Raw genomic sequence first — 24,453 nt, 5'->3', positions numbered from 1 at the left:
CTGAAAAATGGTCTAATTTTCGATTATACGGTATAAATTAAGTACAACATCAGCAATGAGGCAGCAAATAGGTCAGGACATCGTTGCAAATAGTTGTAAATTAACCCTGACCGTATCGTGATACCAACGCATAGCAATTCAATGCTTAAAAATACAACTAATTGACAAAATATGCCATCTTTCGGTTATTAGTTTCCAAACAATAATAAGCAAACCGACAACTAAACAACATTGTCGGTTCATTTTGCTTAGTCATTAATGTGCGTCGTTTAATGCTGCTTGATATTGTTTAATGCAGTTTGATGACTTAAAAATCGGCGGGAATAAGGTCGATCCTGTCTGTACAGAAAGCATCGACGCCCCACGATAAAATCTCTTTTGCGCGTTCCGTCGTGTTAACGGTGTAACAAAACAAGCCATAGCCTGCATCTTTAACTTGTCGCGCCAGATCAAGATTCAAGTGCTTATGATTGGTGTGTAATGCGACAGCAGACAACTCTTGCAAATCAGCGCGCCAATCGGGATTTATTTCATCCATCAAAAAACCGCGCGGAATCTGGGGCGCAGCCTGTTTTGCTGCGAGCAAGGCTGGGAATTCGAAGGATGAAAACAATGGTAAATGCTGAACATCCGTGACGCTGACATCCGCAAACAATTTGGCCGTCAACTCAGCGACAACCCGCCCTGTCTCTTGCTCCACGCCAGGCGATGGTTTGATTTCGACGTTCATCCAAATGCCGTGGACACGACAAAACCGGACCACCTCCTCATAGGTAGGCACTGTTTCGCCGATAAATTTGTCTGAAAACCAACGTCCGGCATCCATTTTTTGCAAATCCACTGCGTCGCATTCAGCAACCAGCCCCTTACCGCTCACGGTTCGACCAAATTCAGGATCATGCATTAGCACAGGAATGCCGTCTTTTGATAACATGACATCAAACTCCACTGCGGAAAAGCCATAATCCAGCCCACATTGCATTGCAGCCAGTGTATTCTCTGGCGACAAGGTACCGCCACCTCTATGGGCAATGACTTTTGGATACGGCCACATACTGATCTCCTGAAAATAATCAATAAATAATAAATAACGATTAGGATAAACTAAGATGACGACAGCTTCATTACCTAAAACGGCTTTAGGGCACGTTCGAGTACTCGATTTGACGCGTGTACTGGCGGGGCCGTGGTGTGCACAGAATCTGGCAGATCTCGGTGCTGACATTATTAAAGTAGAACGGCCCGAGAGCGGTGACGACACCCGTAGTTGGGGGCCTCCGTATTTGCGCGATGAAGCTGGCAACAATACCAGCGAGGCCGCTTATTATTTGGCAGCCAATCGCGGCAAACAAGCAATCACTGTGGATATTGCGACCGCGGAAGGGCAGTCTATCATCCGCGAGTTAGCGGCGATCTCAGACGTCGTCCTAGAAAACTATAAAGTCGGACAACTCAAAAAATACGGTCTGGACTACGAATCACTGAAGCAAATCAAGCCCGATCTGGTGTATTGCTCTATCACAGGTTTTGGCCAAAATGGTCCGTATGCACATCGGGCTGGTTACGATTTCATCGTACAGGGCATGGGTGGGTTTATGTCATTAACGGGGGAACGCGACGATCTGCCGGGTGGCGGACCGCAAAAAGCCGGTATCGCCATCACCGATTTAATGACTGGGATGTATGCAACGATAGCGGTAATGGCTGCCCTCTCCCACCGGGATCGCACAGGTGAAGGCCAATACATCGATATGGCATTGCTCGATGTACAAGTCGCAATGCTGGCAAACATGAATATGAATTATCTGACCACGGGCATTCCCCCAAAACGCTGGGGTAATGCGCACCCCAATATTGTGCCCTACCAAACCTTTGCAACGTCTGACGGCCACATCATCGTGGCGGCTGGCAACGATGGTCAATATAAAAAGTTTGTTCACGCGGGCGGCCGCCCTGAACTTGCCGATGACCCGCGGTTTAGCACTAACCCGGCACGCATACAGCACCGTGACACCCTTGTGCCCTTGCTGGCGGAGATGGTCAGAGGCAAAACAAAAGCGGAGTGGCTGGTTTTACTGGAAGATGCTGGCGTTCCATGTGGCCCCATTAACAAGCTCAACGAAGTCTTCGAAGATCCTCAAGTACAGGCCCGCCAGATGCAAATAGAATTGCCGCACCCAACTGCTGGCAAGGTCAAACTCGTCGCCAGCCCCATGAAACTATCCGCCACCCCAATCACTTATGCAGGTGCACCACCGTTGCTAGGGCAACATACGGATACTGTATTACAGAGATTACTCAACTACGATGACAAGCACTTACAAATACTCAAGCAAAAAAAAGTGATTTAATCCTTGCCGGACGCCATCACCAAAAAACGTAAGTTCTCTAGTTCAAAGACAGCGTGATGTGTTTCACGCCATAAAAGTGACGACTGGCGACATACATTCGCCACTCGTCGAGAACTGTTTGATGAAGATTAGTAAAGCTTTTAGTCTTTAGTCTTTACTTCCACCTACAGAAATGTTGATCGATCATGCACTTTGCAAAAATAATCCAACATCGATGGCAGCAAACTTATCAGAATATGTCGCCAGGTTTACTCAAGAAGATCATTTGCGAAATCCCGCGCATACTGATCATCAATCTGATCTGCACATTATTAGTCACTTTTGTCATGCGCAATGGCAGTAATCTGTTTGAAAACTGGGTATTTTCAAATGCGATTGGCGGGTGTTGTTATTTACTGATACGCAGCAGTATTCATTTTTTATGGCGCGATTCGCCGCCAAGTATGTTGCTATTTTATTTATTGAGCATGTTACTTGCACCTCTTGGTTTTATCGTCGGTTCAGCAATAGGTGCCGTACTATTTTCTTATCCTGTTGCCAACGTCTTACGGTTTCAAACTAACTATATCACTGCATTTGTTGTACTGACCTGCCTGGTCAGTTTAGTCGCTGCATCGTCTTTCTTGAACAAAGTTCGCATGGCGAAATTGATCGCGACTGCGGAAGCAGAAAAAGCCCGCACTGCGTCGATAGAACGCCAGGCAATGCAAGCCCAATTGCAGTTATTACAGGCGCAAATAGAGCCGCATATGTTGTTTAATACGCTGGCAAATCTGCAGGGACTAATTGCGATTGATACCGAACGTGCACAGCACATGCTGACACAATTGATCGTTTATCTACGCGCCACCTTAAGCTCATCCCGTGCAGAAAATACCACCTTAAAACACGAATTCACATTAATCCAGGCGTATCTGGATTTATTGGTCATCCGCATGGGAAAACGTTTGAGTTACACCTTAAGCCTTCCCCCTGAATTAGAACAAGAAAAAATTCCGCCGATGCTATTGCAACCCTTGGTTGAAAATGCCATTAAGCATGGACTAGAACCAAAACTGGAAGGCGGCACAATACACATCAGCGCCAGCAAAATGAGCGATCAACTGCAGCTACAAGTGCGCGATACGGGTCTGGGATTAGTGTTTAATTTTGAAGAAAAATACCATGAGAAAAATAGCGCTACGCAACTGGGCAATGCCAATATTCGCGAACGCTTATCAGCTCTATATGGTAATGCGGCACACTTTAACCTTACGCCCAATACACCCGAAGGTGCGTTAGCGACATTATCGATTCCTAGTGCAGCATAATCGAAACGAACCTCTGATATCAAAAGACAACATGACTCAAGACAGCCAAATAAAAGCATTGATTGCAGAAGACGAGCCCATCTTATCGCTGACTTTACAACGTATGCTAATAAAGTTATGGCCTCAACTGAGCTTGTGCAGCATCGTAGAGAATGGTGTGGAAGCTGTGCAAGTCGCCCTCGAAAACTTACCTGACATTCTCTTTCTCGATATTAAAATGCCGGGGAAAACTGGCTTGGAAGTCGTGCAAGAATTAGCTGAAGAATGGCCTTCCGACCAAGCTTTCCCTTTGACTGTCTATGTTACGGCCTACGACGAATTTGCGGTGCAGGCATTTGAACAATGCGCTGCAGATTACATTTTAAAGCCGATCACGGAAGAACGGCTGGCTAAAACGATACAGCGCTTGAAAGAAAAAATACCAGCTCTCGCACCACATGAAAGTGAGGAGCCAGCCTCTGGGAATCAACTGGAACAAGTCATCGCACAATTACGTCAGTTGCAGCAAATCAACATCCACCATCCAATTCATCGTAACGCACCGCATGCGGAAAAACTGGCCGTTATCCGTGCGGCGGTAGGTAACACTATTCGCCTGATTCCAATCGAAGACGTCTTGTATTTTGAAGCCACAGATAAATATATTAACGTAGTAACGACCGACAACTCTTCGTTAATTCGCAGTAGCTTGCGCGATCTCTTACCCCAACTCGATAGCACTCTGTTCTGGCAGATACATCGGAGTACGGTGGTGAATATCAAACGGGTACAAATGGCGCATAAAGATGAAACCGGTAAAATCACCTTAAAATTAAAGGATAGCAACGACAAACTCAGCGTCAGCCGGGTCTACGCACATTTGTTCAAACAAATGTAAGCTAAAATTGAGACCAGGTTTCATTCCAGCTGCACCTACAGTTGTACCTTCAGGAAAAATATTCAATGACTTCAGATTCTGCGGCGCCTCAAACTACTCAAACCACTCAAACTGCGCAAACTAGTCAAACAACGAACGCTGCCCAACTTTCTCAATTGGTATGGCAATGCTTACCTTTTGCAGAACTCAGCAATATACAACTTCATCGGATTTTTGCGGCACGTTCTGCTGTGTTTGTTTTGGAACAAAATTGTGTCTATCAAGATATTGACGGCAAAGACCCGCATTGCCATCATTTAATTGCCTGGGATGAGAATGGCGACGTCGCGGCTTATATCCGCATCGTTCCAGCGGGATTAAGCTTTGCAGAACCCTCCATAGGCCGTGTCCTCAGCACACAAAAATGGCGCGGTACAGGCATAGGTAAATTGTTACTTGTCAATGGCATTGCACATTTACGGCAACTTTATCCGCAAGCACCAATTCGAATCGGCGCACAGGCCTATCTGGAAAAATTCTACGGCAGCTTTGGCTTTAAAACCGTCAGTGACATGTACCTGGAAGATGATATTCCACACGTCGACATGTTACTCGCCGCATAAATCAAAAAAAGGTTTGAGCAAATAGTACGCATTTTCAACTATAATGCTGACAAATCAATGACTTACTGAATTTATTATTATGCCGGTAGCAACACTTTCTCCAGAAACACCCTACGTCAATATCTCTGCTTACAAATTTATCACCTTCAATGACACCGCTGAAAAGCGGCAGGCGTTCATCGATAAATGCACAGAACTCAATCTCAAAGGTACTATTTTATTGACCCCCGAGGGTATCAATATGTTCCTGGCCGGCTTGCGTCATGAAGTCGATGCGTATATGGATTGGCTACATGCTGATCAACGGTTTGCTGACATTGTTGCTAAAGAAAGTTTTTCCGATCGCCAACCGTTCACCAAATTATTGGTCAAACTGAAAGCGGAAATCATCACCATGCGTATGCCGCTGATTAAACCTGAAGAAGGTCGTGCGCCGTTTGTTGAAGCAAAAACCTTAAAACGTTGGCTGGATCAAGGTCATGATGACAATGGTAAGCCTGTCGTCATGGTGGATACGCGCAATGATTTTGAAGTGGACGTGGGTAGTTTTGATAATACGATTGACTATCGCATCACAAAGTTTACCGAGTTTCCTGCGGTCATTGAAGCGAACCGTGAAGCCCTTAATGATAAGACTGTTGTCACTTTTTGCACCGGCGGCATTCGCTGCGAAAAAGCGGCTATTCATATGCAAAACATTGGATATGAAAGTGTTTATCAACTGGAAGGTGGCATTCTGAAATATTTTGAAGAAGTTGGTGGTGATCACTACCACGGCGATTGCTTCGTCTTCGATTATCGCACTGCGTTGAATCCGCAATTAGAGGCCACCGATACCAAACAGTGTTTTGCCTGTCGCGCCGTCGTCACACCACGAGAACAATTGTCACCGTGGTATGTACCCGGAAAATCCTGCCCTCACTGCAAAAAAGAATCCACGGAATCGTCAATTAACGACATCGCACAAGAAAATTGAGTTTGACTGATTTAGGTTCAGATTAAGACTTAAAAATCGCCTTGCATTGAATAAAATGCGCGGCGATTTTTTTTGACCATTCAGCATCGATGCAACAGCGGAGCATCAATTTTTACGACTTTCATTTGCAAAAAATGCGACCTGATAAAAACTATTTGAGATTTTTACATTTATTCGCCATTGTTAGCATCATTAACAAAAATCCGGAGACGACATGCTCATCAAATCAAATAAATGCCAAACGTTGCTGGTATGCAGTTTGCTATCAGCACTGATTGGTTACGCACCAGCGACCAACGCAGCAGACTGCTTGTCGTGTACACCCTCAACGGCATCGGAAACCTTGTCAATGGGTGCAGGAATGGTCGTTGCGGGCACGATGTCCACCGTCGTTGGCTCAGGCGCCGTTGTAGTGACGAGCGTAGAAACAGCCGCAGAGGGCATGACTGTCGTACTGAAAGCGTCAGGGCAAGCGGCAAGCACGACGATCAAGTTGTCAGGTAAAGCGATAGAAAAATTAGCGATCGCCAGCGGAACCTTGGTGGAAGTCAGCGCCACGACGACAGGATATTTATTGATTGCGTCGGGAAAGGCGATTGCTTTTATTCCAAACGAAGTTGGGAACGCGCTTTTGCATCATAACAAGGTGCAATAATGCCAAAGAAATCAATGCCAATCATCTTACGCACAATCTTGTGTGCGATTGCTTTGTTCTCGACGTCAGCCAGTTTTGCAGGACGCCCTTGTGAAGCGCCCTCATATGATGCGCACAAAGTCATGCAAGCGCTGGAATTGGCACAAAAAACCAATCTACGACTGATCGATAGTAAAGCGGATATCGCGCTCATTGCACGTGTTGGTCAAGATCTGTCCAAATACCATTTGCGCTATTCTCATCTTGGTCTGGCAAAACGTGAGATGGATGGACGTTGGTCTGTGATTCACGAACTTAATGACTGCGGCACTGCCAATTCAGGCTTATTTGATGAGGGATTGGGAAACTTCTTTCTCGATGATATGTTTGCATTTGAAACGCTGATACTCATTCCAAAACCGGAATTGCAATCAAAACTTCGTACAATTCTTGAAAATGGCAAAGCAAAAGCGTTGCATGATTCTCATTACAATATGCTGGCTTATCCATTTTCTGTACGCTATCAAAATTCGAATCAATGGGCGCTAGAAGTCTTTGCGGCTGCAATGGCGCAAGGCATCAACATCAATAACCGTCAACAAGCGCAAGCCTGGTTAACATCCGCCGACTATCATCCTGACGTGCTGCACATTGATACCTTAACGCGTTTAGGCGCACGCATGTTTCGCGCCAACGTTAGCTTTGATGACCATCCATTTGATCGTCGCATGTCTGGCCTGATCGATACCGTCACGGTCGAATCCATCGTTCGCTTTATGGAAGGACGTGATAGCACGACAGATAAAATTGTACTTGGACTTTAATTTCACAACCAAGCCTGAACGGGTCAGAACAAGTCAAAAAAAGTCACAAAAAGTCACACCAATGACCTTCTTGAGGCAACAATAAGACATGCATGAGACGTCCATCACGCCGGTTTCTGTGGCCGAACCTGATTGCGGCCACCGGTCTTTGCCGCATATAACCATTCATCTGCCCGATTCACAAGATTATCGAGATCGTCGGTTGCCGTTTTTTGAGCAACGCCAAAGCTGGCCGTGATTTTTAATTTTTCACCGTTGCCAATCAATACTTCGAGATCATGTTCGACACTGCGACGCATGCGCTCGGCGACGTCAATCGCAGAAGATAAACGCGTCTCCGGTAACACCACAACGAACTCTTCTCCACCATACCGAACGATCCAATCGATATCAGTTCTGATCTCGTCCTTCAGCGTTTGAGCAAAAGCAATCAAAACCTTATCACCGGTAGAATGTCCGTATTGGTCATTGACTGATTTAAAATAATCAATATCACAGAATACGATGGACAAAGTTCTGTCATAGCGCTTCGCACGTTGCATTTCACCCGGCATCCGTTCATTAAACAATAAACGGTTGTAACAGCCAGTCAAACCGTCCGTAATCGATAATTGTTTAAGCGACTCCATTGCTCTTTCGAGCTGCATAGTACGCTCTATGACTAAAGCGTCCTGATGAAGGATGTGCTTTTTGATACTGTTTTGCATAATTTGAAAGCCTTCAAGCACCAGATCAATTTCACTGTATGCATGCGCTTCTGGCAGATCCATCTGTGAGCTTCCTGATAATTGGTCGGCCTGAATATTTCTGACATAGTTGGCTAACTGACGCATCGGACGTTCAAGGTCTCGACGCAAAATAGCGACCACTGCTGTCAAAATAAAAATAGCAAGCAGCAAGACCTCCACGGTCACAAGAAAAAAACTCTGGATGAGCTCATGGTGCAAAATACTTGTGTCAATCACCAAGTCCATCGTCCCTACCGGCACTGCGTTTTCAAGTGGCGAGGGTATATCAAATACCACGTGTCGTCCGCTAGCCGCAACATTAGCATTGCCGCCCACAAAAATTTGCCCTGAACTGGCCTTGATCGTGACATAGGCGATCGACGTGTTTTTTAAAATGAGTACTATTTGCTTTTGTATTGTCTGAGGCTCAATGTCCCAGATCGCAACGCCCAATAGCGGCAGATGGGTATCCGCGACATCTCTCACCGTCGAGTTAAAATTTTTCTCAATCGACGTGTAGTTAAACCATGCTTGGACACTGCTAAAAACAAGTACACATAAAAGTACCCACTTAAAAACCCGCCGTATCAATAACGTGGCGATAGGTTGTAAGGTAGTCGAATTCATTTTTGTTTTTCGCTTTGCATCAATATTTGCCTGAAGCTAAATTCATATTTTTTGACGTTGGCGTTATAGACTTTACTAAACTGCCTGAAGTCGACGTGTTCAAAGTTCAAACCGCCAAATAAATGGTAAAAGCGATGCGCACTTTCTTTGTCAAATAAGATGAACATGGAACGATCTAACTCGAGACCTTCGTCAGTAAAATCCTTACTGTGGTCATAGTCGTACAACATCACAAGAGCAAATGCACCAGCGACAAAGTGTCCTCCCGCTAATGCAGTCAGGCTGCCGTCTTCAATCGCGGTTAAGGCTTCTGATGACGTATTAACGCCGCTGAATAACGAATCCTTCCCGGGAACTCCGCCGATAGCGCGCCAGCTTTCCATCGCGCCAAATGCCATCTGATCATTACCGGCCCAAACCAGATGTTTACCGGGATATCGTTTATACAGCCATTCGCTTTGTACTTTTGCTTTGGTTCGACTCCATTCACCATAGACCTCTTGATCTACAACCAAATTTTTCGCTTCCGCAATAGCCCGCCGCATGCCGTTATTGCGTTTAAAGGAAGTCGTTGTCGTCCGATCGCCGGCGATCACGAGCATATGTAACTTGCCATCAGGGGCATATAAATGCATCGCTTCGCCGCGCTGAATAAGTTCACGTGCTGTCAAATAGCCAGCTTCTTCTGATTTAGGTTCCAGGGAGCCAAGCCACCCTTTATAAATCTGGCGCGGCCCCGCCACCGTGTCGCGCTCATGCGGATCAGAGATACCGCTGAAGGCAAAAAACGTTTTGATCTTAGCCGCATCAAGGATACGCATCGCTTCCATACCTACCGCATAATCATTTGACAAAATGACATAATCCGGGCGATTACCTGGGCCGCGGGCAGCGATCTCTTTTGCGATGGTCAGCGTTTTCAGATGGTCGCGTTCTGAATAGAGAATTTCTAATTGCACGCCTAAGCTGTGTGCGGCAGCAGACATACAATGTGATGCAGTTACCCAATAAACTTCATCGGACTTTCCGGGATTGAGAAACGTCACAGACATGCCAAAACTAATACCTGGCAAAAAGACGAGAATCATTCCTACAAGCGACATACAGCGATGCCAAATACAACGATGCCAAATTTTCATATTTACTCCCTACATTCGAAATGCCTCAACATTTGCAATTCGAATTTTGAATCAGGCACGGTTAGTTTTAGGTATTACCAGATAATCCGTCGTGGACGAGTCGGCCTCCTCTAAAATCAAATTTACTGTTTACTCATTCGCTATAACCGTTACAAGGCTTTATTTTGTACGCTTTTTTACAAAAAATTGGCTTCTTCACAAAAAATCACAATTTAAGAAATTGTTTTTTTAACATTTTTATGATGCCTAGCGCTTCTAATTCACCTCAATAATTGCTTATTTTCATTTCGTCAAAAAATCCTAAGTCATTGTTTTTTAAGATTTAAATAAAATCTTCATTTTTTGATCCTTGAAATACCAGCACCTCGCCCATATAATTAGCACTCGTTGGGAGAGAGTGCTAACAAAGTCTTTCCCCAGCTTAAATTGAATTCAATAGTATTCCCTCGTAATTACTCGCAAATTTAAAGGAGCTTGTATGAACCTTCGTCCCCTGCACGATCGTCTGATCGTTAAACGTCTGGATCAAGAAACAAAAACTGCATCCGGTATCGTTCTGCCAGACGCAGCAGCAGAAAAACCAGATCAAGGTGAAGTATTAGCCGTTGGTACAGGTAAACAATTGGACAACGGCACTGTGCGCGCCCTGGAAGTTAAAGTTGGCGACCGCGTATTGTTCGGTAAATACTCTGGCCAAGCTGTCAAAGTTGACGGCAATGAAGTGTTAGTTATGCGTGAAGAAGACATCTTCGCGATCGTACAGAAGTAATTCCTGTATCCCTAAGTATTTAGATATCCACAAGATTTCGGAGAAATAACATGGCAGCTAAACAAGTAATTTTTGGCGATGACGCACGTGCGAAAATCGTTAATGGCGTAAATATTCTGGCAAACGCAGTTAAAGTAACACTGGGCCCTAAAGGTCGTAACGTTGTTCTGGAACGCTCTTTCGGCGCGCCAACAGTGACTAAAGACGGTGTGTCAGTCGCTAAAGAAATCGAACTCAAAGACAAACTGGAAAACATGGGCGCGCAGCTCGTGAAAGAAGTCGCTTCCCGTACTTCTGACAATGCTGGTGACGGTACAACAACAGCAACCGTATTGGCACAAGCAATCGTTCGCGAAGGCTTCAAATACGTTGCCGCTGGTTTCAACCCAACCGACTTGAAACGTGGTATCGACAAAGCAGTTGTGGCTATCGTTGCAGAAATCAAAACTCTGTCTAAGCCAACTACAACCAACAAAGAAATCGCTCAAGTTGGTTCTATCTCTGCAAACTCTGACCAAAACATCGGCGACATCATCGCTCGTGCAATGGACAAAGTAGGTAAAGAAGGCGTGATCACAGTTGAAGACGGTAAATCTCTCGACAACGAACTCGACATCGTTGAAGGTATGCAGTTTGACCGTGGCTACCTGTCACCATACTTCATCAACAATCCAGAAAAACAATCCGTTATCCTGGAAAACCCATTCGTTCTGTTGTTCGACAAAAAAATCTCGAACATCCGTGATCTGCTCCCAGTTCTGGAACAAGTGGCAAAATCTGGCCGCCCATTGTTGATCATCGCTGAAGATGTTGATGGTGAAGCACTGGCAACTTTGGTTGTGAACAACATCCGTGGCATCCTGAAAACAGCTGCTGTTAAAGCGCCTGGCTTTGGTGACCGTCGTAAAGCAATGTTGGAAGACATCGCTATCCTGACTGGCGGCCAAGTAATCGCTGAAGAAGTTGGTCTGACACTGGAAAAAGCAACTCTGGCTGATCTGGGTCAAGCTAAACGTATCGAAATCGGCAAAGAAAACACAACAGTGATCGACGGCGCAGGTCAGGCTATCGGCATCGAAGCACGTGTTAAACAAATCCGTGCTCAGATCGAAGAAGCAACATCTGACTACGACCGCGAAAAACTGCAAGAACGCGTTGCCAAATTGGCAGGCGGTGTTGCTGTGATCAAAGTTGGTGCTGCAACTGAAGTAGAAATGAAAGAGAAAAAAGCACGTGTTGAAGATGCATTGCATGCAACTCGCGCAGCCGTTGAAGAAGGCGTTGTTCCTGGCGGTGGCGTTGCTCTGTTGCGTGCACGTGCAGCTGCTGGCGTCATCAAAGGCGACAATGCTGACCAAGAAGCCGGTATCAAACTGGTTCTGAAAGCAATCGAAGCACCATTGCGCGAAATCGTTGCAAACGCTGGTGGCGAACCAAGCGTTGTTGTTAACGCGATTTTGAACGGCTCAGGCAACTTCGGTTTCAATGCTGCGAATGACACTTACGGTGACATGATCGAAATGGGTATTCTGGACCCAGCAAAAGTAACTCGCTCTGCATTGCAAAATGCAGCGTCTGTTGCTGGCCTGATCTTGACTACCGATGCACTGGTTGCTGAATTGTCTGAAGACAAACCAGCAGGCGGCATGGGTGACATGGGTGGTATGGGCGGCATGGGTGGCATGGGCGGTATGATGTAATATCGCTTGCTACTCGCTACCGAGTCGCATTCATCAAAGCCTCGCAACGCAAGTTGCGGGGCTTTTTGCTATCTGAGTAAATGAAACTTGAAACATTGTGCTTTACACCCCTCTTCCCTCGCGTGCGGCGAGCCTGGAAAGAGTGCGAGGGTGGTACTAAGGGCTAACTACATAGATAAACAAACTTTTTGTCTTAGCGGCATTTTTATACTTCCGATGACCAATCACCCTGATCCCTGCACCGCCATTGCCATGACATCCACTTACATGAGATAGATTCAAACGGCTAAAATTAGTGCTTATCAGATCGATATTGGCGGTTTGCACCCGCTCTGCAATTGAGTAGCCGTATCGTATCGATATTGAAGTGGACGTTGATGCAGACCTTACCCGCTTTAGACAAAGCAATTTGTGCTTCACGGAAAACGGATCAGAAAGTGTCGTTGTCTGAGCGCAGCGAGTTTCGACACTTTCCCGTTTTCCGTGATGCGCAAATTGTGCCGACACGCAGTGACGGCACCCGCAGGGCAAAGTCTCAGCGTCGCCTTTCTTTTGCTTACTTTACTTTGGCGTAGCAAAGAAAAGTAAGTGGCCGCCGGGCCACACCCGGCCTGGTCGCCCGAAGTACAACACTAAAAATCAACAAGAAACGAAGGCTTAAAGCATAACCTCCACCCTAAACGCTAGAGTTGGAGATAGACGTCGATGTTGACGTCGATGTTGAAATGGACGTTGATGTTGATGTTGACGTCGATGTTGAAATGGACGTTGATGTTGAAATGGACGTTGATGTTGAAGTGGACGTTGATGCAGACCCTACCCGCTTTAGACAAAGCAATTTGCGCTTCACGGAAAACGGATCAGAAAGTGTCGTTGTCTGAGCGCAGCGAGTTTCGACACTTTCCCGTTTTTCGTGAAGCGCAAATTGTGCCGACACGCAGTGACGGCACCCGCAGGGCAAAGTCTCAGCGTCGCCTTTCTTTTGCTTACTTTACTTTGGCGAAGCAAAGAAAAGTAAGTGGCCGCCGGGCCACTCCCGGCTTGGCTCTACAACGAGCAATCATTTTAGATATTGAAAATGACGAAAATGGCGGGCATCAGGATAGCCTTAGATACCAGAAGCCGCTATATTAATAATTTAGCATTTTCATCAATCTTCTTTTATCGCACCGCATCATAAGCAAATTGTCGTTTTTCCCTGATGATGCTTGACAGTCAGCTGACAGACTTAGATACTGCGGCACCTGAAAGAAAACTTTCATTTTTAATCGAATAAAGTCGTCATTTTGATAATTTTATCAAAATGATACTTTACCCTCGTTTTCTGTCCTAAACATGACGCTGGAGACATAATGGCGCTGCAACATCTATCCGAAGAGCAGATCAAGACATGGACCCGATCCCAAAAGGATGAATGGTGGTTCACAAATATTTACCGTGGCGACATGGCGCAATTGACGCTACGTTCAGCCCTGACAGGCTTCCTCCTAGGTGGCATCTTAGCCGCCACAGCCTTATACATTGGCGCGAAGACCGGCGTTGGCATCGGCGTTGGACTGACCTCCGTGATTTTGGCATTTGCCATGTTCAGGTTACTGGCGCAAGCAGGTTTGGCAAACGATTTCACAGTTCTTGAAAATAACTGCACGCAATCCATCGCAACAGCAGCTGGCTACATGGTTTCTCCATTAATGGCCTGCCTGACTGCCTTCATGCTGGTCAGCGGAAAAATTATTCCGTGGTGGCAAATGATGGTCTGGATGGTTGTTGTGGCTATTTTGGGCGTCTTGATTGCATTTCCAATGAAACGCCGTTTCATCAATGAAGACCAGTTGCCCTTCCCAGAAGGGCGCGCCTGCGGTGTTGTTTTAGATTCTTTGTACACTGGCAATGCCGACGTAGGAATGTATAAAGCACGCTTGTTAGCCATGACAGCAGTATTTACCGGACTGTATCAGATGATCGTCAGCGATGGCTGGATGAAATTGATACAGTTCAAAATTCTACGTATGGACCAATGGGCCGGCATGAAAGAAGCATGGAATTTGCACGAACGCTTTGATGATTACTATTACGCCGCGATGGTCAAATACGATCTGTGGTCACCTAAAATTGCTGGCGTTGATTTCCGCACACTAGGTCTGCGTTTTACGGTAGATGCGGCAATGTTCGGCGTTGGTGGTTTGATGGGTATCCGCGTCGCCAGCAGCGTCTTATTAGGTGCTTTCATCAATTTTGTGATTCTGGCTCCCATCATGATTAACCAAGGTGACATTGCACCACGCATTGGTATCGATGGACATATCGTTGCACTCACACGCGCTGAAATCGTCAACCAATGGTCGCTCTGGTGGGGTGTCTCAATGATGGTGGTTGGCTCATTGGTAGGCTTGGCGGCTAAACCTGAAATTTTTACTAACACTTTTAAGAGTCTGAAGAAAAAAGCGGCGCCCGAACCGACTAACGATGTCCTGAAAGAGATTGAACTGCCTTTATGGGTATCGTATGTTGGCGTACCAATTTTCAGCGTCATCGGCGCCGCCGTAACGCACGAATTTTTTGGTGTTTCCTGGTTACTGTCCTTCATCTCATTGCCATTGATATTTGTGTTGACCATTATCGGTATTAACTCGATGGCGCTGACATCATGGGTGCCGAGTGGTGCGCTGGCAAAAATCACACAGTTCTCAATTGGTGCGATTGATCATGTGAACCCAGCCAATAATATTCTGCCCGCTGGTATGACGGCCGAAGTAGCCATGAATGCATCGAATTTGCTGTCTGATATTAAACCTGGCTATATGCTGGGCGCAAAACCACGTCAACAAGCGATTGGTCACGTGATCGGTATTTTCTCCGGTGCCTTGGCTTGCGTTCCGCTTTATTACTTGTTGTTCCTGCCCGCCGATGCAAATGGTGTTCGTAGTACTGCCACGATTGTGACTGAACAGTTTGCATTTCCATCAGCGGTGCAATGGAAAGGCGTCGCAGACCTGATTGCCAAAGGTGTGCACAGTCTGCATACCTCCGCAGTGATCTCTATGATTGTGGCTGCGATGAGTGCAGTAGTCATTGAGGGTGCGCGGATTGTCACGAAGGGACGCTTCCCTTTATCCACCGTATCGATAGGGCTTGGTGTTGTGTTGCCACCAGAATCATGCCTGGCGATGTGGATAGGTGCGATGGTGTTCTGGTACATGGGTCGCCGCAATGCAACGCCGGGCACCAAAGGTTATGATTTCTGGGTAGACGGTTGCGAACCAATCTGCGCAGGTCTGATTTCTGGTGCAGCATTGGTTGGTATTGGCAATGCGCTGATCAACGTGATGATCTGAGTTAAATCACTTCCGATAAGCCTCGCCACTGTGCGGGGCTTTTTTATTTTCGCTCTGGCATATACTGCAATTGCTGTTCGACAAAACCATCAAAAGCGTTCAGTAATGGCAGAAATTTTTCTTCATTTTGCTCTAAACGCATCAAAGCGTAAGTACTCGCTTCCAGACTAGACAGTTGATCTGGCTTATGCGCTTTGCGAATTCGGTAATGCGATGCCGGCATCGCTGTCAGACTGAGCCGTGGCAAGGTTTGTAAAATGGCGTTGAGGTAGAGCATTTTGCGGCTTTTTCGCCACGTTGCATCAAGGACAACAAGCCTAAGTTGGCTCGGATCGGTCGTTTCCGGCATGTTTGATCGTGCAAGCCGCACCAGGTCTACCGCTTGATTGTCAACGGTATCTGGATAAAGGAGCACAGGCTGTAACGCCTTGGAAGTCATCTTGTTGATTGGGGACGCATGTAGCGCCTCTCGTAAGGTCTGGGGTTCAAAACTTTCTCCAACCATTAACTGACAAGCGTTCAGACACAAGCCAAGTAAGCGCGCACTACCTTTTGCATTCCCTACTTCAAGAGGGTGTTGCAATATCAGAACCTCCACGCAATTTGCCACAGGCATTACCCAACGACAAATACAATTGGTTAGTGGACGCTGACATTGCGAGCAGATGTGGCGAGAATTAGTGCTAGGTGCGCACCTGTCAGAACGCATATGAAAACCCTAAAAGAACGGTTGAAAAGAGGTCTGCATTGTACGACAGCTCACTGAAGTGAAACAATTTCGTTTCTGCATAGCAATTATTGAAACACTGATTTACACAGCACCAAAACATCGATGCAACGCTTCGACTATCATACCTATATCGCTGACCTGCTGGGCTTTCCAAAATGAAACTATTACGCTTGATACCTTTAAGTACCGCACTACTCATCGCCGCATGTGGCGGTGGCGGTGGTAGCTCATCGACGCCAACGCCAACGCCAACGCCGCCCACCTTGCAGCAAAAGCCGGGGGTTCTGGCAACGAACCTCGGTCTGTCTAAGCGTTTGTTAATCGGACTGGGAACAACCGATGTTATCGATATTCAAACGCAAAATATTCATGTTGATCTCTATGATCAATACTTGACCGGCGTCGGTAGCGGCGCCTGGCCCACCTGGAATAGTCCTTCTGGTGCGTATGTGCAAGTCGTGGGCCAAAACGCGTCTACGCTAGGTGCCGTGCCCATGTTCACGCTCTATCAAATGGCAGCGAATGGCGATGGTAATTTATCCGTATTAACGGACCCGACCTTTATGAGCGCCTATTGGAACAACGTCCGGCTGCTATTTCAACAAATTAAGCTTTACGGAAAACCCGTTTTAGTGAATTTTGAGCCTGATTTTTGGGAATACGCACAACGAGCCAGCACCAATTCAGATCCAAGTACCGTGGCAGCGATCGTCAATTCAAACACCGATTGTCCCAATTTAGCCAACACGGTGGGTGGCGTTGCCCAATGTTTGCTGCTCACCGCCCGCACCTATGCGCCAAAAGCCTATGTTGGCTTTCCCCCTTCATTAGCAAGCGATTTATATCCGGCGTCTTTGGGTTTTATGCAAAAGCTTGGGGCCGGTAATGCTGATTTTGTGGTGATGCAGACACTCGATCGTGACGCGGGGTGTTTTGAAACCGTACCACAGCCATCGTATTGCTCGCGCATTGGTACGGGTTGGTATTGGGATGAAGCAAATGTGAGCACCCCAAACTTTGCTCAAAATATCACGCAGGGTAAGAATTTCAATAGCACCTTACAATTGCCACTTTTATGGTGGCAAACCCCATTGGGCGTGCCATCTACGACCGCCGGCGGATCTCCAGGATTATGGCGTGACAATCGGGTGCACTATTTTATGAATCATACGGCTGATCTGGTCAATGCAGGCGCTCTCGGCGTCGTGTTTGGCGCTGGTGAGGTACATCAAACCACCATCAAGACCGATGGCGGGCAGTTCAAAAAACTCAGCACCACTTATTACGCTGCGCCTGCAACATTACCTTGATGATCGTAACAAGTCCGTCAATGCTGGCAGCAGCGACGGATACTTAAATTCATATCCAAGCGACTTAAGCTTGGCAGGAATGACGCGCTGGCCACCAACGACTAATTCCGCCATGTCGCCTAATACCAGATTCAGGAAAAAAGCGGGGGTCACAAATAACACAGGGCGGTGCAAGGCGATGGCTAAAAGACGCGTAAATTTACGATTTGTGACTGGTTCAGGTGCAACCAAATTAAAACAGCCGACCGCATTTTCATGCTGCAACAAAAACAGGACGATGGCAATGTAGTCTTGCATGTGTATCCAACTCATCCATTGGTAGCCATCACCAATTCTTGTTGCCAGTCCAAGACTGAACGGCAATCGCATTTTTTGTAAAATACCGCCCGTATTATCCAACACCAAACCAGTGCGCAAAATGCAGGTACGTATTCCCATGGCTGCCGCGCCCATGCCCGCGGCCTCCCAATCGACGCAGAGTTGTGCGGCAAAATCACCACCCGCCGGTGCTTGTTCACTGAAAACGACGTCGCCACCATTGCCATAAAAACCCACCGCAGAGCCACTGAGAAAGACCTTTGGTCGATGTGACGCCATCCGGATTTTTTGCATTAACGATTCCGTTAAATCAATCCGACTCTGGCGCAACTTTTGTTTGCGTTGCTCACTCCAACGCGCATCCGCGATCGGCTCCCCAGCCAAATTAATCACAGCATCAAAACACAAGTCGGAATGATACTCATCCAAACTGGATATTGCTTTTACACCCGCGCCGCAGAGTGTTGGCACCATTTTACTGCGACGACTAAGAACTGTCAGACTATGTCCCTGAGCCGTCAGCGCAGCACATAAGCGCCGACCAATTAAGCCGGTTCCGCCAGTAATTAAAATTTCCATGTTTTGCTTGTCTTGTTATTTTAGTAAATAATCGGGTCAAAAAATGACGATGGATTTAACGAAGTTCCTCAACAATCTTCAGATTATCATCAAAACTCCAGATGCGTCGGATCTCAAGTACATCATACTGTGCAGCGATACTTGGCGGAAACGCGGCGTAACGGGCATTGAGCCGGACAATATTGCGCACCGCCTGATCCAAATCCTCACGACCACTTGAGCGCAATATCGTCACATCCTCAACACTACCATCGCTACGAATTGCGACACTGACTAAAGGATCGCCACGGGCTTTATTACTAGAACTTTGCGAGTAATTCAAATTCCCGTTGCGTTCTATTTTTTGCTTCCAACTTTCCGCATACATACGGACTTGAACATCTTTTTCCGTGCTATTAAAAATGGTGTGGCGGCGGGCTTTTTCATCAAGAAGTGGCTTTGGTGGCTTACCAGGCAAAATACCTAAGCCTTTTATGGCATCTTGGGCACGATTGGCAAGATCACTGTTGAACAAGTTTTTTGGCAATACAAGAGACGGCTTGGGCAAGTTGCCGTTATCCGCTGAACCGCGCGTGCTGCCAGAGCCAAAAATATCATCATTGTTCTGCGCGGAATTAGCCTGCGTCGCCACACGTGCAGACTGACTTTGCGTATCGTTATGGGCTCGGGCGAGTTGATTTGCTGCCTGTGCTGCCTGTGCTGCCTGTGCTGCCTGTGCCAGTTTTGCGGCTTGCGCGGCCTGTGCCGCAAGTTGCGCTTGCCTTGCCGCTTGTTCTGCTAACTGTTGTGCTTGTTGTGCTTGTTGTGCTTGTTGTGCTTGTTGTGCTTGTTGTGCTTGTTGTGCTTGTTGTGCTTGTTGTGCTTGTTGTGCTTGTTGTGCTTGCTGTTGTCGCTGCATTTCAGCAGCTTGCAAAATGCGCTTTTCTTGTTCTTCACGTTCTTTTTGTTCTACGAGCTCATCGTTTTTCTGACGAGCCAGTGCCAGTTCCCGCAAACGTTCTTTACGTTGAAGTTCGCGTTGATTTAATTCCTGCTGTAATTGCTGCTTAAGACTTTCATCAATCTGGCGAATATTCTCTTTACTCTGTTTTTCAGCGAGTGCGACGGTGGCCGCATTGGCTGCATCTTGTTGCGCCTGTCGGGTCTGTTCTTCCTGCTCTAATTGGTGTTTTAGTGCCGCCGCAGCGGCCTCAGCGCGTAGCAGTTGTGCTGTTTGTTGGCGGTTATCGTCATCTAATTGCTTCAACATTTTTTCCTGCGCTGACAGATCCTGGGCTTTTTCTGCCGCTAATTGTCGGCTACGTTGCAGACGTTCAGCTTCTTTCTTTTGGCGTTGACTTTCGTCTACTTCATAACGTGCGACACTCGCCACTGCCGCATCAGCGTCGGCTAATGGGGTGATTATTTTTTCTTCTGACGCAAGCATAAGCTTTTTCTCGGCTTGTTCAGAGTTATGAGGATCGGGCAAGGTCGAACCCAATTCCTGCGGCAAATTATCCTTTTTTACCTCATCAGGATCACGCACGGCAACAATAAAATTGTCATCTCTTAACACATCCTGTGTGATCAAATCAGGAATTTCCGTCGCCAAGGATTTGTATTTATGGGCTTGTTTTAGCGCGCTGGCAGATTTTCTCAGGCGATGCGGCGCGTGCTTACTGTTGTTCTCCTTTGCCGCAAGTGGCGGCAAGCTAGCAACGGGCATCGGCGCAACTAGCTGCATTCCTTGCTTTTGCACCGACTTAGCAGATATTGGCGGATCTGCTGGCACGGTTGGCTGAACAGGTCTCAAGGCCGATGTTGGATTTTTTTCAATTGGTATTGGCAGCGGCCCGGCAGGTATGAGCACCGCGCTGATTTCTGCAACTGCACTGCTATTTTTACTCAAAGGCACGGCAACATCAGGCTGCCCGGCACCAGGCGTGACGAACTGTAAAGATAAGACGAAAGCATGCACTAATACTGAAACAACGATCGCCGCCGTCAAGCGACGTTTCACATCGAGCGGCATTTTATGGTCGTATTTGTGCGGAAACAGATTCATGCAAGCGCTTTTCGTCCCTACTGTTTTTGCTAAAGTTTTAAAAGTCTGGGTTGCTACTGTACCATCCGTCCCTATGATTCGCAGCCATTTCATAGTGAATTTATCATTTATTCATATAAGCGGCTGAGCATGTCTTTGCGGGCAGCGATCAAGTCCCCTTTACCGTCCGATACCGTTATGCCGATTTCCACATCGCAGGGATAATTTCCGAGCAAGACAAATTGAGTGCAATCCACGTATGCTAATGTCATCCATCATACGCAGAGTCTACAATGAAAAAATTACATGTTATTGACTCCCATACAGGGGGTGAGCCAACCCGTATCATTATTGACGGCGGTCCCGATCTGGGGCATGGCAGCGTCGCAGAGCAATTGATCGTATTTAAGGAAAAATTTGATCATTTCCGCAGTGCCACTGTCTGTGAGCCACGCGGGTCAGATGTTCTGGTCGGTGCATTGGCATGCGCGCCGAGCGAGCCGAATTGCGTCGCCGGCGTGATTTTCTTTAATAACGTTGGTTATCTCGGTATGTGCGGGCATGGAATGATAGGTTTCATCGTCACTCTCGCCTACCAAGGAAAAATCGGCATCGGTCAACATCGCATCGAAACGCCAGTTGGTATCGTAGAGGCTGAATTACATGCAGATCATTCTGTAACCGTCCATAATGTTCCTGCGTATCGGTTTCGGCGGGCGGTCAGCGTCGAGGTTCCGGGAATTGGTATAGCCACCGGTGATATCGCGTGGGGTGGTAACTGGTTTTTTCTGATGAATCACCATGGGCAAGAGTTGACTCTCTCCAATGTCGAGACATTAACCGACTACAGCTGGCGCGTTCGGCGGGCATTGGAAGCCAATGGCATCACTGGCGCAAATGGCGCCCTGATTGATCACATTGAACTGTTTGGCGTTGCCAGTCATCCAGAAAACGATAGCAAAAATTTTGTACTTTGCCCTGGCAAAGCCTACGATCGTTCGCCATGTGGTACGGGAACCAGTGCAAAGCTCGCCTGTCTGGCTGCCGATGGTAAGCTCTTGCCCGGCGAATTATGGCGGCAGGAAAGCATCCTTGGGAGTGTCTTCGTGGCCTCTTATCAAAATCCACAAGCTCAACTAAATCAACTAAATCAACTAAATCAACTAAATCAACTAAATCAACTAAATCAACTAAATCAACTAACTCAGCAAGCGAGCGATTCGGATAACACAGTGGCAATTTCCACGATTTTGCCTAGTCTGCGCGGTACCGCATATATCAATGCAGAGGCGAACTTATTACTGGATGACAATGACCCGTTTGTTTGGGGAATACGCTGAACCGTAAGCGCCATCGCCATGTTTGTCGCATTTACTATGAGGCGGCAAGCATGTCCCTGTATTCTCTGGGCGTCATGCCAACCGTGGCTTTAAAAACTCTGGAAAAAGCGCTGTGATCCTGATAGCCGCAAGCGAGTGCAATATCGGTGATGCTTTGTTCGGACTGACTCAGCATGGTTGATGCCGCATCAAGACGAATTTTGACCATCATCTGGCGTGGTGTAATCGAAAATATTTTATGGAAATTTCTTTCTAACTGCGCCAGCGACAACCCGGTAAGTGTGACCAGATCGGACATCTTGATATTTTGCGCATGGTGATGATGTAAATGCGCCACTGCCACGGCAATCTTTTCGTAGACAGGATGGTGTTGATCCGGGCTGGCAAGATCGCGTGAAATACCGGTCATTCCTATAATTTTCTGATGCCTGTCACGCAAAGCGAATTTTTGCGTGAGACACCAACCGGGCGAGCGATTCGGATACAAATGTAACTCAAGCTGGTCGCGGAGTTCTTTGGCTCCGCTCAACACCAAGGCATCTTGCGCCACATAATTTGCTGCTAATTTACTTGGAAAAACATCACTGGCGGTGCGTCCTAACAGCGCCGATTTTTCTCTGAGTCCACAGCGACGTACCAAAGTCTGATTCACCACCAGATAATGTCCGGCAAGATCTTTGACAAAAAAAACAATGTCGTCCATCGCATCAAACAACGTCTCTGCAAAAAAAGCGTCACCCACTTGTGCGGCCAGATCCAGTCGTTGTTGAGACAAAGAGAGTTGTTTTTTTTCCATTATCGAAGAATCCTGACTGACGCGACAAAAAGTTGGTTCAAGGGTATTTTACCCTTCGAAATCAGGTTATTGCGAGCAACGTCGCGCACTCGCCATATTTCAAGAGTGTCTCAGTACACCCATGCAAGGTAATATTTGAAATATTTACTTTAAACAGAGTAAAATTTGGAAATAACTTGATATTATCAACATAAAATATATTTACCCACTCAAAAGCCGAGTCCATGCTCACCAATTTTGAAATAACTGATCCTGTCGAAAAAAAACGTGCTGCTGATGTCGCGTACGATGCGCTGGAAAGCATGATCGTGACGATGGAATTAAAGCCCGGCGCCCCGATTATTGAGGCCTATCTCATTGATAAAACCGGGCTCGGACGAACCCCATTGCGCGAAGCGCTTATGCGCATGGCATCGAATGGGCTGATTTTACCCATGCCACGACGCGGGCTGGTGGTCAGTGATATCGAGGTATCAGCACACCTATCGCTCATAGAAACACGGCGCGTACTGGAACGATTAATTGCGCAAAATGCGGCCGAGAGAGCCACGCCCCAACAACGTAAAGAACTCGTGGTTTGTGCAGAACAAATGTTGATTGCAGCCAAACGCCATACGCTGAACGACTACATGGCTGCCGATCAGGCTTTTGACCACATTATCCAAAATGCCTGCGCAAATCCATCCGCTGTTGCGGCGGTAATACCGTTGATTATCAAGAGCAGACGTTTTTGGTATGCACACCAACATGAAGGTGATTTAGAAGAGTGTGCGCGATGCCATTTATTAGTTGCAAAAGCGGTCGCAAAGGGTAAAACAGAGATGGCAACCAAAGCCATCGACGGTTTGATGGATTATCTGGAGTCCTTCGCGCGGCTGGTCCCCGTCTGACCAGGTGACACTTGCAGAGTGGTGACTACGCTAGTGAGAACCTGTCACAGATGAACGGGGCAAGCGTCGCACATTTGGCAGCGCTTGTTGCGTGAGCCAGCGCTTAAGACGGATCATCTGATAATCGGCGCGGCGATGTTCTGTTCGCGTCATCAACAATTTTTCTACACCAATTTCGCTGACTGCCCATTCGTTTATTTCCGGCAGCAGAAAATAATCAGAACCCAACAAGCGTAGTTCACGTTCGCCGATTTCCGGTTTCACAAGTGATGTCAAATCACGTAGTGGAATCCAGATTTTTTCGTCATGGAAATAAAACCGAATATGGTGTCCATCGAATTCGTAGTAGCGACCACTCCAGGACGATAAGGCATCGCGCTCCGCTTTGTGCTTAATGGCAATGAAAAAATTGAGAATATCTCTGGCAAACAAATGCGCCCACAAAAATAGGGTCGACAACAACGTAATAATGGCAGCCTCGAAACTCACTGGGCTGATTACATGATAAATCGTCCAGGAAATTGCATAGCAACACAAAATCTTTAAAATTAGTCCGAGGTAGCTATTCATGAGCGCATGAAAAAATCGACAGAGG

General features: G+C 46.9%; 24 protein-coding genes. 15 read left to right on the top strand and 9 right to left on the bottom strand.

The window, feature by feature from the left end; translation table 11 throughout:
• Positions 1-307: 307 nt before the first annotated feature.
• Entirely contained in the window at positions 308-1,054 is a 747-nt protein-coding gene (gene ugpQ, locus ACO0K1_RS04055) for a glycerophosphodiester phosphodiesterase (protein ID WP_423022955.1), read from the bottom strand.
• Between the two features lie 55 nt (positions 1,055-1,109).
• On the opposite strand from ugpQ, the gene ACO0K1_RS04050 reads away from it, so the two are divergent.
• The 7 genes from ACO0K1_RS04050 to ACO0K1_RS04020 all read left to right on the top strand — a co-directional run bounded on the left by ACO0K1_RS04050 (position 1,110) and on the right by ACO0K1_RS04020 (position 7,574).
• Positions 1,110-2,351 (top strand): CaiB/BaiF CoA transferase family protein, encoded by a 1,242-nt coding sequence (locus tag ACO0K1_RS04050; RefSeq protein ID WP_423022953.1) that lies wholly within the window; start codon positions 1,110-1,112, stop codon positions 2,349-2,351.
• A gap of 185 nt (positions 2,352-2,536) precedes the next feature.
• Complete coding sequence (locus tag ACO0K1_RS04045) at positions 2,537-3,661, top strand: sensor histidine kinase (protein ID WP_423022951.1); 1,125 nt, start codon at positions 2,537-2,539, stop codon at positions 3,659-3,661.
• A gap of 31 nt (positions 3,662-3,692) precedes the next feature.
• Positions 3,693-4,538, top strand: coding sequence for a LytR/AlgR family response regulator transcription factor (locus ACO0K1_RS04040; RefSeq protein ID WP_423022949.1), 846 nt, complete (start codon positions 3,693-3,695; stop codon positions 4,536-4,538).
• Positions 4,539-4,603: 65 nt separating this feature from the next.
• Entirely contained in the window at positions 4,604-5,140 is a 537-nt protein-coding gene (locus ACO0K1_RS04035) for a GNAT family N-acetyltransferase (RefSeq protein WP_423022947.1), read from the top strand.
• Positions 5,141-5,219: 79 nt separating this feature from the next.
• Complete coding sequence (locus ACO0K1_RS04030; protein WP_423022945.1) at positions 5,220-6,116, top strand: sulfurtransferase; 897 nt, start codon at positions 5,220-5,222, stop codon at positions 6,114-6,116.
• A 214-nt stretch (positions 6,117-6,330) separates the two neighbouring features.
• On the top strand, positions 6,331-6,771 hold the full coding sequence (locus ACO0K1_RS04025; protein WP_423022943.1) for a hypothetical protein: 441 nt from the start codon (positions 6,331-6,333) through the stop codon (positions 6,769-6,771).
• The gene (locus ACO0K1_RS04020) at positions 6,771-7,574 is read left to right on the top strand and encodes a DUF2145 domain-containing protein (RefSeq protein WP_423022941.1); all 804 of its coding nucleotides are present in this window, start codon (positions 6,771-6,773) and stop codon (positions 7,572-7,574) included. The genes ACO0K1_RS04025 and ACO0K1_RS04020 overlap by 1 nt, the downstream gene beginning before the upstream one ends.
• 104 nt (positions 7,575-7,678) lie before the next feature.
• On the opposite strand, the gene ACO0K1_RS04015 is transcribed toward ACO0K1_RS04020, so the two are convergent.
• Positions 7,679-8,929, bottom strand: coding sequence for a GGDEF domain-containing protein (locus ACO0K1_RS04015; RefSeq protein ID WP_423022939.1), 1,251 nt, complete (start codon positions 8,927-8,929; stop codon positions 7,679-7,681).
• A complete protein-coding gene (locus tag ACO0K1_RS04010; protein ID WP_423022937.1) occupies positions 8,926-10,068 on the bottom strand; it encodes an ABC transporter substrate-binding protein in 1,143 nt (380 codons plus the stop codon). Before ACO0K1_RS04010 ends, ACO0K1_RS04015 begins: the two co-directional genes overlap by 4 nt.
• Positions 10,069-10,546: 478 nt before the next feature.
• Between ACO0K1_RS04010 and groES the strand changes: the two genes are divergently transcribed.
• From groES to ACO0K1_RS03985, 5 genes are all read left to right on the top strand, one after another.
• Positions 10,547-10,837: a co-chaperone GroES gene (groES, locus tag ACO0K1_RS04005; protein WP_423022935.1), complete on the top strand. Its 291-nt coding sequence runs from the start codon at positions 10,547-10,549 to the stop codon at positions 10,835-10,837.
• Positions 10,838-10,887: 50 nt separating this feature from the next.
• Positions 10,888-12,537, top strand: a complete 1,650-nt coding sequence (gene groL / locus ACO0K1_RS04000; protein ID WP_423022933.1) for a chaperonin GroEL — start codon at positions 10,888-10,890, stop codon at positions 12,535-12,537.
• A gap of 377 nt (positions 12,538-12,914) precedes the next feature.
• Positions 12,915-13,112 (top strand): hypothetical protein, encoded by a 198-nt coding sequence (locus ACO0K1_RS03995; protein ID WP_423022931.1) that lies wholly within the window; start codon positions 12,915-12,917, stop codon positions 13,110-13,112.
• Positions 13,113-13,242: 130 nt separating this feature from the next.
• A complete protein-coding gene (locus ACO0K1_RS03990) occupies positions 13,243-13,671 on the top strand; it encodes a hypothetical protein (RefSeq protein WP_423022929.1) in 429 nt (142 codons plus the stop codon).
• Positions 13,672-13,889: 218 nt separating this feature from the next.
• Positions 13,890-15,872: an OPT family oligopeptide transporter gene (locus ACO0K1_RS03985; RefSeq protein ID WP_423022927.1), complete on the top strand. Its 1,983-nt coding sequence runs from the start codon at positions 13,890-13,892 to the stop codon at positions 15,870-15,872.
• Positions 15,873-15,915: 43 nt separating this feature from the next.
• On the opposite strand, the gene ACO0K1_RS03980 is transcribed toward ACO0K1_RS03985, so the two are convergent.
• Positions 15,916-16,581 carry a tRNA-uridine aminocarboxypropyltransferase gene (locus ACO0K1_RS03980; RefSeq protein WP_423022925.1) on the bottom strand — a complete coding sequence of 222 codons (666 nt, stop codon included), beginning with the start codon at positions 16,579-16,581 and terminating at the stop codon, positions 15,916-15,918.
• 176 nt (positions 16,582-16,757) lie between these two features.
• Here ACO0K1_RS03980 and ACO0K1_RS03975 point away from each other — a divergent pair, with 176 nt between their 5' ends.
• Positions 16,758-17,912: a hypothetical protein gene (locus ACO0K1_RS03975; RefSeq protein ID WP_423022923.1), complete on the top strand. Its 1,155-nt coding sequence runs from the start codon at positions 16,758-16,760 to the stop codon at positions 17,910-17,912.
• Here the strand turns inward: ACO0K1_RS03975 and ACO0K1_RS03970 are convergent.
• From ACO0K1_RS03970 to ACO0K1_RS03960, 3 genes are all read right to left on the bottom strand, one after another.
• Positions 17,904-18,809, bottom strand: coding sequence for a TIGR01777 family oxidoreductase (locus ACO0K1_RS03970; protein ID WP_423022921.1), 906 nt, complete (start codon positions 18,807-18,809; stop codon positions 17,904-17,906). The two genes, ACO0K1_RS03975 and ACO0K1_RS03970, sit on opposite strands and share 9 nt — an antisense overlap.
• A 55-nt stretch (positions 18,810-18,864) precedes the next feature.
• Positions 18,865-20,853, bottom strand: coding sequence for a TonB family protein (locus ACO0K1_RS03965; RefSeq protein ID WP_423022919.1), 1,989 nt, complete (start codon positions 20,851-20,853; stop codon positions 18,865-18,867).
• 107 nt (positions 20,854-20,960) lie between these two features.
• Positions 20,961-21,104, bottom strand: coding sequence for a hypothetical protein (locus ACO0K1_RS03960; protein WP_423022917.1), 144 nt, complete (start codon positions 21,102-21,104; stop codon positions 20,961-20,963).
• Between the two features lie 21 nt (positions 21,105-21,125).
• Here ACO0K1_RS03960 and ACO0K1_RS03955 point away from each other — a divergent pair, with 21 nt between their 5' ends.
• Positions 21,126-22,172, top strand: coding sequence for a proline racemase family protein (locus ACO0K1_RS03955; protein WP_423022915.1), 1,047 nt, complete (start codon positions 21,126-21,128; stop codon positions 22,170-22,172).
• Positions 22,173-22,206: 34 nt separating this feature from the next.
• Here ACO0K1_RS03955 and ACO0K1_RS03950 read toward each other — a convergent pair whose 3' ends face one another.
• Positions 22,207-22,968 (bottom strand): helix-turn-helix domain-containing protein, encoded by a 762-nt coding sequence (locus ACO0K1_RS03950; protein ID WP_423022913.1) that lies wholly within the window; start codon positions 22,966-22,968, stop codon positions 22,207-22,209.
• 224 nt (positions 22,969-23,192) lie between these two features.
• Here ACO0K1_RS03950 and ACO0K1_RS03945 point away from each other — a divergent pair, with 224 nt between their 5' ends.
• Positions 23,193-23,858, top strand: a complete 666-nt coding sequence (locus tag ACO0K1_RS03945; protein ID WP_423022911.1) for a GntR family transcriptional regulator — start codon at positions 23,193-23,195, stop codon at positions 23,856-23,858.
• Between the two features lie 30 nt (positions 23,859-23,888).
• On the opposite strand, the gene ACO0K1_RS03940 is transcribed toward ACO0K1_RS03945, so the two are convergent.
• On the bottom strand, positions 23,889-24,428 hold the full coding sequence (locus tag ACO0K1_RS03940; protein WP_423022909.1) for a hypothetical protein: 540 nt from the start codon (positions 24,426-24,428) through the stop codon (positions 23,889-23,891).
• Between the last annotated feature and the right edge of the window lie 25 nt (positions 24,429-24,453).

The sequence above is a fragment of the Undibacterium sp. SXout20W genome (assembly GCF_049340285.1).
Classification (GTDB): Bacteria; Pseudomonadota; Gammaproteobacteria; order Burkholderiales; family Burkholderiaceae_D; genus Undibacterium.
Note: the sequence above shows the minus strand (reverse complement) of the source record. Positions and strands in the feature narration are given on the sequence as shown.